The organism is Gordonia alkaliphila, assembly GCF_023017165.1.
Classification (GTDB): Bacteria; Actinomycetota; Actinomycetes; order Mycobacteriales; family Mycobacteriaceae; genus Gordonia; species Gordonia alkaliphila.
This window is the reverse complement of the sequence record NZ_JALKBW010000001.1, coordinates 2,389,435-2,402,875: the sequence shown is the minus strand read 5'-3', so window position 1 is coordinate 2,402,875 and position 13,441 is coordinate 2,389,435. Positions and strand designations below refer to the sequence as shown.

9 protein-coding genes are annotated in these 13,441 nt (G+C 68.8%); 5 read left to right on the top strand and 4 right to left on the bottom strand.

The window, feature by feature from the left end; translation table 11 throughout:
- Positions 1-8: 8 nt before the first annotated feature.
- Positions 9-308, bottom strand: a complete 300-nt coding sequence (locus MUG78_RS10940; RefSeq protein WP_246994728.1) for an XRE family transcriptional regulator — start codon at positions 306-308, stop codon at positions 9-11.
- A gap of 71 nt (positions 309-379) precedes the next feature.
- Positions 380-2,023, bottom strand: coding sequence for an ATP-binding protein (locus MUG78_RS10935; RefSeq protein WP_246994726.1), 1,644 nt, complete (start codon positions 2,021-2,023; stop codon positions 380-382).
- A 190-nt stretch (positions 2,024-2,213) separates the two neighbouring features.
- On the opposite strand from MUG78_RS10935, the gene MUG78_RS10930 reads away from it, so the two are divergent.
- A complete protein-coding gene (locus MUG78_RS10930) occupies positions 2,214-3,776 on the top strand; it encodes a vWA domain-containing protein (protein WP_246994724.1) in 1,563 nt (520 codons plus the stop codon).
- A 435-nt stretch (positions 3,777-4,211) separates the two neighbouring features.
- Here MUG78_RS10930 and MUG78_RS10925 read toward each other — a convergent pair whose 3' ends face one another.
- Positions 4,212-6,101 (bottom strand): MucR family transcriptional regulator, encoded by a 1,890-nt coding sequence (locus MUG78_RS10925; protein ID WP_246994722.1) that lies wholly within the window; start codon positions 6,099-6,101, stop codon positions 4,212-4,214.
- A 237-nt stretch (positions 6,102-6,338) separates the two neighbouring features.
- Between MUG78_RS10925 and MUG78_RS10920 the strand changes: the two genes are divergently transcribed.
- Genes MUG78_RS10920 through MUG78_RS10905 form a run of 4 tightly spaced genes read left to right on the top strand, consistent with a single transcriptional unit; the run spans position 6,339 to position 12,892 of the window.
- Positions 6,339-7,805, top strand: a complete 1,467-nt coding sequence (locus MUG78_RS10920) for a DUF3375 domain-containing protein (RefSeq protein WP_246994720.1) — start codon at positions 6,339-6,341, stop codon at positions 7,803-7,805.
- Complete coding sequence (locus tag MUG78_RS10915; protein WP_246994718.1) at positions 7,802-8,467, top strand: DUF4194 domain-containing protein; 666 nt, start codon at positions 7,802-7,804, stop codon at positions 8,465-8,467. The genes MUG78_RS10920 and MUG78_RS10915 overlap by 4 nt, the downstream gene beginning before the upstream one ends.
- Positions 8,464-11,745 carry an ATP-binding protein gene (locus MUG78_RS10910; RefSeq protein WP_246994716.1) on the top strand — a complete coding sequence of 1,094 codons (3,282 nt, stop codon included), beginning with the start codon at positions 8,464-8,466 and terminating at the stop codon, positions 11,743-11,745. The genes MUG78_RS10915 and MUG78_RS10910 overlap by 4 nt, the downstream gene beginning before the upstream one ends.
- Positions 11,738-12,892, top strand: coding sequence for a Wadjet anti-phage system protein JetD domain-containing protein (locus tag MUG78_RS10905; RefSeq protein WP_246994714.1), 1,155 nt, complete (start codon positions 11,738-11,740; stop codon positions 12,890-12,892). The genes MUG78_RS10910 and MUG78_RS10905 overlap by 8 nt, the downstream gene beginning before the upstream one ends.
- A gap of 18 nt (positions 12,893-12,910) precedes the next feature.
- Here the strand turns inward: MUG78_RS10905 and MUG78_RS10900 are convergent, their stop codons facing one another.
- Entirely contained in the window at positions 12,911-13,306 is a 396-nt protein-coding gene (locus tag MUG78_RS10900) for a hypothetical protein (protein WP_246994712.1), read from the bottom strand.
- Positions 13,307-13,441: the final 135 nt, after the last annotated feature.

The following is a 13,441-nucleotide window of genomic DNA, read 5'->3' as shown; positions in this document are numbered from 1 at the left end:
TGCCTCCCCTAGAGCGAGACGACCGTGGCGCGCACGCCGAAGGCCACCCCGATCTCGACCAGCGCGTCCAGGGAGAAGTCGGCGATCCGACCGGCACTGAGTTCGCGCATGTGCGGCAGGGTGATCCGAGCCCGCTCGGCGGCGGCGCGGGGCGTGAGACCTTCGGCCTCGATCCTGGTGAGGATTGCGGTCATCAGTTCGGCACTCAGCCGCAGGATCGCGGCTTCGCCGAGGGTATCGGTGACCGCCTCGAAGGGATCTGCCTCGATGAGGTCTGGCTCGATGAGGTCTGGGGCGTCGTCGTTCATCACTCTTCCTTCCGTACTTCTCTGCCCCCGGCCCGGGGCAGAGAAGTGGTGATCGGTACCGCTGGTCCGGACTAATAGATCGCGTCGGCGGGGGCGTCGTCGTCGAACAGCTCGGCCGGCAGTTCGGCAATGGCTTCCGCGCAGTCGCCCCGCGGACCCGCTGCGGCGATCATCGCCGCAGCAATGTCTTCGACGATTCGGTCGCCGGTGAACGGACCGAATCGGTAGTACAGGCCGGGCTGCGCGACGAGGACGTCGGACCGCGTCAGCAGCGCGTTCTTCGCCGCCTCGATCCACCCGGGGTCTCCGGACCACGATCCGTCCGCGGACAGGTCGTCGCGGTCGTCGCGCACCCAGCTGATCCAACGGTCGCCGCCATGCTCGTCGATCGTGATCCGCACGCGCCGATCCGGCACCACGCAGACCGGGGTCTGGTCCTCGCCGAGCACCGCGACCGACCGGACCGGGAAGCCGACCACCGAGGAGAACACCGACGCGGCTTCGTCGAGGCGAGTGCGGTCGGCGCACGACGCAGTGAGCGCGGTGAACGTCGCCTGCGGTCCGAAGCGGACCATCGACTGCGCGCCCAGCAGATCAGCGGTCTGCGGATGCCACGCCGGCTCCGACCGGTGCCGATTGCCGAAATCATGCGCCGACGACCGCAGGTTGTAGGCCACCCGCAGCAGATCGGCGCGCACCCCCATGTCCCGGACGATCCCGTAGTCGGAGTCGACCCGCACGTGAATGTTCAAGCGGCGCAACAGTGCTGCCGCCAGCGGCCGCACCTTCGCGTCTCCCTCGTTGTAGGTGGCGACCACCATGAACCCGTCCCGCGCGGTGATCGCCGGCAGATCCGGACGGTCCGCAAGAATCAGTTCGCGACGCTGATCCAGCGCGGACAGCAGCACATCGTCGACATCGGCCGGCGCACGATTGAGCTCGTCGAACAGCAGCACCTTGCCCTCCCGCATGGCACGCGTCAGCGGCCCGTCGGACCAGCGCCAGCCACCGTCGTGCGGCAGATACTGTCCGCACAGCGCAGCCACCGTCAATCCGCGATGCCCCTGGACCGACACCACGTCGTCACTGAACGCCGCCAGCACCGCCGTGGTCTTGCCGGCGCCGGGCGGACCGGACAGACGAGCATGACCGCGCACGGTCCGGAGCTCGCGCAGGAACTCCACGTCGCTCATCCCGAACAGTGGGCGGGGCTGATAGCTGCCGGTCGCCGTCGGCACCGATCGGAACGACGACGGATCGCCGTCGCGGGGTGCGTCCGCGAAGTCGCTGGACACCAGCACCGCCTCGGCGGCCTCGATCTCGGCTGCCGCACGCTCGGCGTACATGTGCACACCCGGCTGCACCTTCACGTACTCGAGCACCGAGTCGACGTCGGCGAGCGTGCCGTCGGCATCCACTGCCGCCGGGAGGTGGAACAGCTCCACCGTGTGCGAACCCAGCGCGGTGTCGGCATCGTCGACCTGCCAGGTGTCGCCCATCAGCAAGTCGGGGCCGATCATCAGGCCGCGCATGGCGTTGACACCGGACGAGTACGTGCGCGTCACAACAGGACGCTCGGGCTCGTCGTACGGGTACCAGCCGCCCGTGTTCCGCACAACCATGGTCCAGACGCCGTCGACCTGGTTGCGGTAAACGATGCGCGTCTCGTTGTAGTTCTGGTCGACGGCCATCGGGATGAGGGGATTGCGAGTCATGGTCTTGCCCTTCTGTGGAGGAAACGTGGTCGGGACCTACGCTCTCAAAGGGGTCCGCCAGGTTGCGGCAACTCGTTGACCAGCAATTTTCTCCAGTAAGCACTCGGCTCCCCGATGAGGACAACGGATCGTCGGGCGCCGAGAAGGCAGGTGCCGCAGCCCGTCCGGGGCACCGACGACGATGTTCGCCATGAACTCCACCAACGCACAGATCGCCGCCCACCTCACCGCTCACATCGCACGGATCAGTCCTCGACACGACCTCGTCGTCACGCTCGACGATCACCTCGACACCGACGCCCGCTACTGCCCCGCCACCTCCGTGATCACCCTCAACCTCGGGCGACTGGTGCACCCCGACGATCGACCGCAGCTCGCGCCCCGGCCGACCGCCGTGCTGAAGTTCCCCGCAGTGCGCGGCGCACTGGCCCGCGCGGCCGGCCATGCCGATCACACCCGACCCCACGCCTTTCCCTCACCGGTCGCCGACTGGATGGCGATCCTCGAGGAACCACGGATCGACCGGATCCAACTCGCCCACGACGACCCCGCCGTCCGTGGTGCCGTTCCGTGCTGGCCGCTGCTGGAATCCACGGAACCGACCGACGCGCTCGACGCGATTCGACTCTTCATCCGCGTCGTCGGGCGCATGCTGGCGGGCGCGCTCGACGCTGCAGCGGCCTGGCAGAGCGTCACTCGCGCCGTCGTGCTGCTGCCCGACGACGACGCCGCCCTGCTTCGGACGCTCACCGTCGAAGCCATCGGCTTGAACGACGACGACCACGAGCAACAGGCTGCACTCGCCGAACAGGTGCACGCGATCGCGCGCCGCAACCTCGGCGAAGCAACCACCTCCGGCTCCGGTGCAGCATCCGACGATCAGCCCCCGACCACCGCCCCCTCCGCGAACACCGCCGAGGATCTTCGTTTACGGCCGCCGTCGTCGTTCTACGACGGGCCGCGAAATGCTCGGCTGCGGCGGGCGCGCCTCCAAAGCTCCCGCACCTCCGACTGGCTCACCGTGCGACCCCTGCCCGCCGAGTCGTACACCGCGCGGGCGGCGGCTCCCGACGACTACGCCACTGCCGCACAACTGAAGTCGCGGCTGCTAGGGAACCAGGAACTCGACGACCTCGACGTCACCGTCCCGTGGCAAGCCCCGCCGGGATCCATCGACATGGCCGAACTGGTACGGGCCACCGCGCAACACGATCTCGGGCTGCGCGTCACCGCGAGCCCATGGCACCGGACGCTGACACGATCCGAACCGTCCGCCCCGATCGATCTCGGGCTGATCGTCGACACGTCCGGCTCGATGCGGGCACAGATGGACCGGGTCGCCACCGCCGGGTGGGCGCTCGATCGTGCCGTCCCGACGCAGACCGGACGGGTCCAGACCTGGGTCTTCAACGCCGCTGCCTACACGCTGCCAACGGTCGGGCCCGACCAGATCGCCGTGCCCCACGCCGCCGACGCGACGGACGCGCTACTCCCGGCGCTGCACGACTACACCCGCTGGGCTCGCCCCTGCGGCACTTCTCGCGTCCTGGTGATCCTGTCCGACGGAATGCTCTCTGGCGATCCAGTGCGCGACGAACTGGTCCGCGTCGCCGACGTCGGGGTCCGAGTCGTCGGTCTGGTGCCCCACCGCAGATTCGTCGAGCACCTCTCCTACCACCTGCCCGATAATGTCGACGTCGACGTGATGGCCGACGACGTCGTCGCACAACTCGCAGAAATGCTGATCCAATGAGTAGGGATGAGGAGAACGTGAACCCCACCGACCGAGACGGTGCGGTCGGACGTCAGCCGGCCATCACCACGATGGCCGAGATCAGCATTCCGTTCGCGCCCGTCACCAGGTTGGCGAGCAGCGCGCGGAGAGCGATCGGCACGACCGACGCTCGGAGCGCGACGGACCGGAACGGTTCCCTCAAAACCCTACAAAGATGCCATCGAAACTCTGTAGAAATCGTACATGTGTTCCCATTAATTGTGGCTTTACTCTGTAAGTAGGGCGACAGCTCTACCTGCTCTCCCCTCCACGAGGGAGGGTGCGCGTTCTTTGAGAAGTTCATATCGACAACCGGAGAAATCCGGGGAGGCCCTGCACCGTGAGAGTGCTCGGCCTCCCCCGGTCGACGAGCCATGCCCGCATCACCCATCCGGGTCGGCCCGAGGCACCGAACTACGTCCTGCGCCAGTTCGCCGGCCGGGTAGTGCCGTGCCGCTCCTGATACTGCGCCCACGACAGTTGGCTGCCGTCGTCGGCGCGGTGGGCGGGAGCGTGCCGTCCGAGGCTGGCGAACCACAGCCCGCATTCGTGGCACTGAGAACGATCACCGTCGTCGAACAAGTCCCCGAACCGGCTCAGCCGGAACGGCGCGGTCGGCGCCCAGGTGTCATCCGGGCGCATGCGCAGCAGCTCGGTCATCACCACCGAATCCTTCACGCCGACTTGATCGGCGAAGTCACGTAGATTCAGGTGCCGCGCCGCCAGATCCGCCAGCGCGTCCTCCCACGATCCGTATCCGTGCGCCGCCAACCGCTCCGTCCACAGATCCTTGGGCTCGCGATCGGTCGGCCGCGCGGTGGCCGCCGCCCACAGGTCGTCGGACAGACCGTGCCGCTCGCGATAGGCCTGCACCGCCAGTTTCCGGCCGTCCACCATGTGCGACGGAATGTGCTTCGTGATCCGCCGGAACCACAGGCCGCACTCGTGGCACTGGGAGTAGTCCCCGTCCCGCGCCAGCACTCCGGGCCTGCTCAATCGGTACGGCTTGTTGGCCGCCCACGGGTCGCCGGAGATCGATTTCGCGATCACCGTCGGCAGCGCATCGCTGCGCACACCCAACTGTTCACCGAGCTCCGCCAACCCGAAGTGCTCAGCCGCCGCAGCGATGATCGCCTCCTCCCACGAGGCATATCCGGCCTGAGCCAGCCGCGGCCCCCACAGGTCTTCCTTGGCGCGGCGCACATTGCCCCGACTACGCAGCGGCAGATCCGCCGGGAGCCCGTGGCGCGTGCGATACCCGTCCTCGGTCAGGCGGTCACCGTCGTCGTCGACGTGCCCGGTCAGGTGTCTCGTCAACGACCCGAACCACAATCCGCACTCGTGGCACTGCAGCCGGTGCCCGTCATCGGCCAGCGTCCCGGCGACGCTGGTGCGCAAGTGCGCGGTGGCAGCGAACGGGTCCCGCGGATTGGCCACGCTGATCCGCTTGAGCAAAGAGTCACCGCGGATATGCACCAGCTCAGCCAGCTCCGTCGACGTCAGATGTTCGACGATGCCGTGCGCCAGCAGGTCGGTGGGATCGGTGAAACCCGCCACGCGCGCCCGCGCGGCCATGTCCTCGAACGACGACAGCTGTTTGCCACGAGCGATGTTCCGTTCGCGGGCGGCGGCGCTGCGGGCGGACCGGTCCAGCGACCAGTCCGGATCCAACCGATCCAACTCGGCGACGGCCCGCCGCGGCAACGTGCCGGCCGCCTTCTCGTAGCGCAGCTGGGTGAGCCAGCTCGACAACGCTCCCCGGGTGTTCAGCAGACTGCCGTGCCGCTCGGCGTGCTCGGCCGCCGCACGCGCCCGACGCTTCCACAGCGGCGGCAGCACCACGCCGTCGGCCAACCCGACCGCACGCGCCTGCTGGTGGGTGATGTCCAGCTTGCGGGCGATATCCGCCCACCCCTTGTCGTGCTCGATGGCCCAGTCGACGGCGGCCTGCCACGACGACCAGCCCGCGTCGGCGAGCCTCCTCGACCACAGTTCCTCCGCCAGCACCTCGTACTCGGCGCCCACCGGACCGCGGTCGGGATAGGTGGCGGCAACAAACCGCGGCAGCTCCATCTCGCCGGCCTGGTCGATCCGCTGCAAAGCGTTGGCCCGCGCCAGATTCCGATGGGCGTCCGCCGCCAGCGGGATGGTGGCCGGCAGATCCCACTCGTATCGGTACTGCTCGGACGTGAGGTCGTGCACGGGCAGGTGGCTCGACAGCGAGCGATACCAGCCGCCGCACTCGTGACACTGCACGCGTTCGCCGTCCGTGGCGAGAATTCCCCGCACCGATTCGGTGGGCATCGAGCCTGTGCTCGTCTTCCCCCTCGTCGCCACGTGTCCCCCTCAGCTACTCGCGTCGTGCGCGTCGGTCTTCCGCGTCGACCCTACGTTGCCGCACGGCGGCTGGGCCTTGCGGAAGCCACAAGACCAGGCCTGCTCACCACAGGCCTCCATGCTGCCGGTCTCCGAACCACTGTCGGACCCTCGTGATTCCATAGCTTCAGAACCGGTGTCGACCGGTAGAGCGGAGGGGAAGTCATGTCCGTGGTGGGCGACGTGTACCGCATCTCGGCTTTACGTTCCGACGATGCAGCGTGGGCCCTGCTGCGCGCAAAGAACGCACCGGTGATCCTCGCGCTCCTCGGCCGGCACTTCGGCGACGGCGTCCGACGACTCCCCGCCCCCGAATTGTTCGCGCTCCTCGACGCCGACCTCGAAGAACTCCGCGACAGCGGAGCAGACCTGCCCAACACGGGCCAGGGCTACTGCGCCGAGTGGGTCCGCTCCGGGTTCCTCCTGCGACGCTCCTCCGCCGCCGCCGCCCGCGAAGAATCGCTGGAGCCGACCGACGGCGCCTTCGCCGCCCTCGACTTCGTCGGCTCCTTGCGCACCCCCGTCACGTCGGTCACCGAATCCCGATTGTCGACGCTGTCGACGCAGCTGAGCGCCCTGGCCCGGGACTCCGATCCGGACACCGAGTCCCGACTCGCCCGACTCCGTGCCGAGCGCGACGCGCTCGACCGCCGGATCGCCGCCGTCGAGTCCGGCGACTTCCCGGTCCTCAGCGGGGCCCGCGCGCTCGAACGCACCCGCGAGATCCTCGCCCTCGCTTCCGAGGTGCCCGCCGACTTCGCGCGAGTCCGCACCGATTTCGACGAACTGAACCGCAGTCTGCGCGCGCGGATCCTCGACGACGAGAACGACCGCGGCGACACCCTCGGCGACGTCTTCCGCGGTGTCGACCTGATCGCCGAGTCCGACTCCGGCCGCAGCTTCGCCGCGTTCTACGACACCATCCTCGATCCGGCCCGCTCCGCCGAGATCGACGATGCGATCACCGCCGTCCTGGACCGACCGTTCGCCGCCGAGCTCGACGCCGACCAGCGTCGCAAGCTGCGCCGACTGCTCACCGACATGGAGGTCGCCGCCGGCGAGGTCCACGAGATCATGACGTCGCTGTCCCGCTCACTGCGCCACTTCGTGCAGTCCCGCGCCTACGAGGAGCACCGCCGCATTCAGCAGCTGATCCGATCGGCGCAGCAGAAGGCCACCGCCGTCGCTGAAGTTCGACGACCGTTCGACGTCCTCGACCTCGACCTGGTTCGGGTGGGCATGGCGATCGAATCGATCACGTCGCTGCGCATGCACAATCCGGCCGACGACCGCGTCACCGACGAGGTGGTGGTGCACCAGTCCGGGGTGGCCGACCTCGCCGCCCTCCGCGCACTGGTCCGCGAGTCCGAAATCGACTTCGACGAACTGACCGCCAACGTCGCCGACCTTCTCGCTGCCAAGGCCCACGCCACCGTCGGCGACGTCCTCGCCGACCACCCCGCGACGCAGGGCCTGGCCAGCGTCGTCGGGCTCCTGGTCCTGGCCACCCGGCACGGACGTCGCGTCGACGGCACCGAACACATCACCTGGACGTCGGTCCGCGGCACCCCGCGCTCGGCGGTCATCGCCCGCCACCAGTACGACCCGACTGCCCCGGAGCTGCAACGATGAGCCCCTACGATCCTCCGTCCGACGCCGACCACGACGCCTCGGCCGATGATCTCGCAACGACGGCGCAATACCCCGGTGACACCGGCGAACTGGCCCTGCCGAGCCGTCGCGCCCTGATCCAGCTCCTCAAAGGCCCGCTGATCACGTCGACGAAGCACGCCGAGATCTGGCGCACCGTGATCAGCGATCAACGCCTCCTCCGGTCCCGCCTCGCGGACGTCTTCCTCGACCTGGTGATCGACGAGGAGAACGAGATCGCCTTCACCCGGCCTGCCGATACCGGCGAGACCGTCGACGCCCCGAGCGTGCTGCGCACCGAACGACTCACCTTCATGGACACCGTGATGCTGCTCGCGCTCCGCCAGTTGCTGCTGCGCGCCCAACCCGGCGAACGCGTGATCATCGATCGCGACGAAATCGCCGACCAGCTCGAGGTGTACCGCCGCCACACCAACACCGACCCGGCCGGCTACCGCAAGCGGATCGACTCGTCGTGGAGCAAGCTCACCAAATACTCCCTGCTGAACAAGACCACCTCGGAAGACCGCATGGAGATCTCCCCGGTACTCCGCCAACTGTTCGACGCCGAGCAGGTAGCACTCGTCGGCGCCGAGTTCGACCGCATTCTCGCCGCGACCGACGACGAGCAGGAGCAGTCATGACCGCCGCGCCCGAACAGCGCCGCCTGGCCCGCGTCCAGATCCACAACTGGGGAACCTTCGACGGCTACCACCAGATCCCGATCTCCCGAGACGGCTACCTGATCACCGGCAATTCCGGCTCCGGCAAGTCGACGCTGCTCGACGCGATCTCGGCCGTTCTGATGTCCGGGGACCGCGTCCAGTTCAACGCCGCTGCGCAGGAATCCGACCGGTCCGGCCGCACCCTCGTCAGCTACATCCGCGGTGCCTGGCGTCGGGACACCGACGCCGAATCGGACGTGCTGGTCAGCAGCTACCTCCGCACCGGTGCCACCCGCAGCGCCGTCGCCCTCACCTATCGAACCGCCGACGACCAGCCGCCGGTCACCCTGCTCAAACTGATGCATCTGGGCCGCGCGAAGAACACCAACGCCGACGTCTCACACCTGCACATCGTGATCGACGACGAACTCGACCTCACCGACATCCTCCCCTTCATGAGCGACGGGATCGACCGCCGCGCCATCCGCAAGCGCTGGCCGGAAGCCGACGTCAATCCGTCCTACGCCCCGTTCGCCCGCAAGTTCCGGTCCCGGCTCGGCATCTCCACCGAGTCCGCGCAGCGACTTCTGCACCGCACCCTGTCGGCCAAGAGCCTGGCCAGCCTCGACCAGCTGTTCCGCGACTACATGCTCGACCCGCCGGAGACCTTCGGCCTCGCCGACCGGGCCGTCGAGCAATTCCAAGACCTGCGCGAGGCGCACCGCGTCGTAGTTGATGCCCGCCGTCAAGTCGAGGCCTTGGCCCCGCTCACCGATCTGGCCCGCACTCGGGAGGAGTCGCTGGCCGTGGCGACCGCCACCGAGGAGGAAGCCACCTGGCTCGACGCGGCCCACGCGCAACGCACCGCCGAGATCCTGCGGGGTGAACTCACCGAGCTCGCCTCGCAGACCCCGCTCATCGAAGAAGCCACCGCCGCGGCCCGCGCCGACGACACGCAGGCCCGCGACGCGGTGCTCGACGCGAAGGTCGCCGTCGAGCAGCTCGGCAGCGGCCGCTTGACGGTGCTGAACAATCAGCGCGAGCAGCAGCAGGAGGCGGTCCGCCGAGTGACGGCTCGGCGCACCCAGCTCGAGCGCGCCGTGACCGCGTGGGGCGGTAGCGTCCCGTCCGACATCGAGGCCTTCACCCGCCTGCAGGGCCAGCTCGAAGACCAGCTCACCGACTCCGCGCGCGGCCACGAAGACCGGCACCGCGAGCTGTACGAACTCTCCGCGCGACGCGCTCAGGCGCAGGAGAAGTCGCGCACGCTCGTCGCCGACCGCGAAGCACTCGCCCGGCGACGCTCCAACCTCGACCCGGAACTGTTGCGTGCACGCGAGATCCTGTGCGCAGCAACATCGTTGACCGAAGATCTGCTCCCGTTCGCCGGTGAGCTGCTGCAGGTCCAGAGCGACCAGTCCGAATGGATCGGCCCCATCGAGCGAGTGCTGGGCCCGCTCGGGCGCACGCTGCTGGTGCCCGACGAGCACTATCGCGCAGTCGCCGCCGCCGTGGACCAGAACCGGATGGGCGCACGCCTCGTCTATCGACGACTCCCGCGGCACACCAACCGGGCACCGCGCCGAACCGGTCCCGCCTCGCTGGTGCGGAAGGTCGACGTCGCCCCCGGACCGATGGCCGAATGGCTCCAACAGCACCTCGCCGACCGGTACGACTACGCGTGCATCGACGACTCCCGGGACTTCGGCGCCCACGACCGCGCCGTGACCCGCGCCGGGCAGGTCAAGCACTCCGCCGAACGGCACGAGAAGGACGACCGACGTGCCATCGATGACCGACGACGCTGGGTACTCGGCTTCGACAACGAGGACAAGCTGAACGACCTGCGCAGTCGGATCGACGAGCTGGACGCCGAGGCCGCCACCCTCACCGCGCGGTTGGATCAGCTCGATCGCGCCGACCAGCAGATCGCGGCCCAGAATCGTGCCGCGCAGACCGTGCTCGACGCCCAGTGGCCGGAGATCGACCTCGCTAGCGCGCAGGCCGAGCTCGACACGCTCGACACCCGGATCGCGCAGTGGCAGCAGGAGAACCCCGAGCACTCCGCGCTGACCCATCGCTACGAGGAGGCCGCCGCCGTCGCCGAACAGTCCGCGGCTGCCCTCGTCGCGGCCGTCTCTGCGGAGCGGGCACACCACGCCGAGATCACGCGCCGCACCGACCTGCTCGCCAAGGGTGCGGCCACTGACCACGAGCCGGTGCCCGACGCGATCGCCCTCCGGCTCGACGAGCGGTACCGGGCCGTCGCCCGCCGCATCACCAGCGGCAACGTCGATTCCGCGTTGCACACGGTGAGCAAGGCGATCACCGCGGAGCAGCAGCGCGCGAGCCGAGAGCTCAGTCGCGCCAACGACGGCATCGTCCGCGTCCTGGCGAAGTACCTCAGTGAATGGTCCGCCAGAACCGGCGAACTGCGCGCCGAACCGGACTTCGCCGACGACGCGCTGGCCGTGCTGAATCGGCTGCGCGCCGAAGGTCTGCCCAACTACGAGAACCGCTTCTTCGAGATGCTCAAGGAGCAGTCCACACAGAATCTCGGTCGGCTCGCGCTGACCATCCGACGGGCACCGGGCGAGATTCGCGACCGGATCGATCCGGTCAACGACTCCCTGCGCGCCTCCCCGTTCGACACCGACCGCTGGCTGCGCATCCAGGTCCGCGAACGCCGATCGCAGCGGGCCGCCGAGTTCCTCGACGCCCTGACCGCCACCTCGACGGGCTCCTGGGCACAGGAGTCGAAGGCCGACGCCGAGGCCCGTTTCCTCCGGATGTCCGAACTGCTCGACCGCCTCGGTTCCTCGGAACCCGCTGACCGACGCTGGCGGCTCCAGGTCCTCGACACCCGCCTGCACGTCGGCTTCATCGGTGAGGAGTTCGACGACGACGGCGAGATCCGCAACTATCACGATTCCTCGGCCGGGCTGTCCGGCGGCCAGGCCCAGAAGCTCGTGTTCTTCTGTCTGGCCGCCGCCCTGCGCTACCAGCTGAGCCCTGACGGCAGCGGCGTCCCGCGCTACGGAACGGTGATCCTGGATGAGGCCTTCGACCGCGCCGACGCCACCTACACCCGGCGCGCTCTCGACGTCTTCGACCAGTTCGGCTTCCACCTGGTGCTGGCCACTCCGCTGAAGCTGCTGCAGACGTTGGAGGACTACATCGGCGGCGCCGCCACCATCAGCATTCGCGACAGCAAGCACTCCCAGATCGACCTCGTCGAATGGTCGACCGATGGCTAACACCGAGGGTCGCCAGCTCAGCCCGGCCCAGACCGCGGACCGCGCCGGCACTGCCGTGCGGTCCCGACTCCGCCAGTGGCTGACCGATCCGATTGCGGCACAGACGGATTCGGTCAGCATCGGCTTGCACCCGCCGACAGAACGACTCGTCGCCGTCGACCCGGATGCCGCCCGCGCGTGGGTCCGGTTGTGGCAGAACTACACCGGGCCCGGCGTCGTCGACTGGGAGCCCCGACGCTGGCCGAGCTTCGGCACCCAGGACGTTCCCGTGCGACTGCGGCTGACCGGCGTCGAGGAGATCTGCCGCTCCGCGGGCGCGGGCGCGCGCTGGCAGCGGCTGCGGACCCGGCGCGATGCGCTGGCCGCGCTGGCGGCACCCGAGGACTTCCCCGCCGTCGTCGCGAAGAACGTCAAGCGTTGGGAGTCGTTGTCCGACACCGACTTCACGAGACTTCTCGCGACGGCGTCCTGGCTTCTCGCCCACCCTGAGTCGGGGCTGTTGATCCGCCAGTTGCCGATCGAAGGCGTCGACACCAAATGGCTCGCCGCGCATCGTGGCCTCGTCGACAGCCTGGTCCTCGGTGCCACCGGATCCACCGACCTCGGTATTCGCACGCTTCCGTCGTTCTACGAGATCGCGCTTCTCGACGACGCGATCCTGCCCGGCATGCCCCGTGTGTTCGCCGCCACCATTGACAGTCTCGCCGCCTTGCCGGTGGCCCCGTCGCGGGTCGTGATCTTGGAGAACCGCGAGGGCGTGCACGCGCTGCCACCCATCGCCGACACCATCGCGCTGCACGGCGGCGGCAACGCGGTCACGTCCATGGCGCACTTCGGCTGGCTCGCCGACGCCGACGTCGTCTACTGGGGTGACCTCGACACGCACGGCTTCGTCATCTTGGATCGGCTGCGCCGCCGGCTCCCGCACGTGCGCAGCCTGCTGATGGACCCGGCGACGTTCCACCGGTGGACGCACCTGGCGATTCCTGAGCCCGCGCCGGCGACCGAAGCACCGACGATCCTGACCGCTACCGAACAGCAGGCGCTGGCGGACGTCCGCGCCGCGTCCCTCCGTTTGGAGCAGGAACGTATCCCGTGGACCTACGTCCTCGAGCGCCTCGCCGCAGCAGGCCTCGCGCCGACCTGACATGGCGGCTGCCCGACGTCACCGGCTCGCGCGGGCGCGCAGGATCTTCTCCAGGTCGCGCTTGCCGGTGACCTTGACGAGCGGAATGCTGTCGATCTGGTCGAAGGTCAGCACCTGCTCGGGTCGGGTGATCCGCGCAACGTCGTCCTTCGACGGCTCGGGCACCGCGGCGGCCGCGTCGCAGAAATCCCAGGCGTCGATCGAGTCGTGCTCCCACTGCCGCTCGCCCTCCGGCAGTTGGTGGTCGGCGGAGATGAACCAGTTGGCGATCAGTCGTTCCTGCCCGGGCAGCAGGGTCCAGAACTTCACGCGATCGATCCGAGCGTGCGCGTCCGGCCGGGACACCGCGACCCACGCGAGGCCGCCGTCGGCGTCGAGCATCCGCCAGAACTGCCACTTCTTGAAATCAACCATCGTCGCTCCCCTCCTACGCAGGACCCCTTGCGGACCGCTCTGCGTGCATGGTCGCAGGCGCATCCGACATCGATCAGGACCAATGTCCCCGCATGTCCGATTCGGCGGACAGCGTCGTCGAACAGCGATTGACTG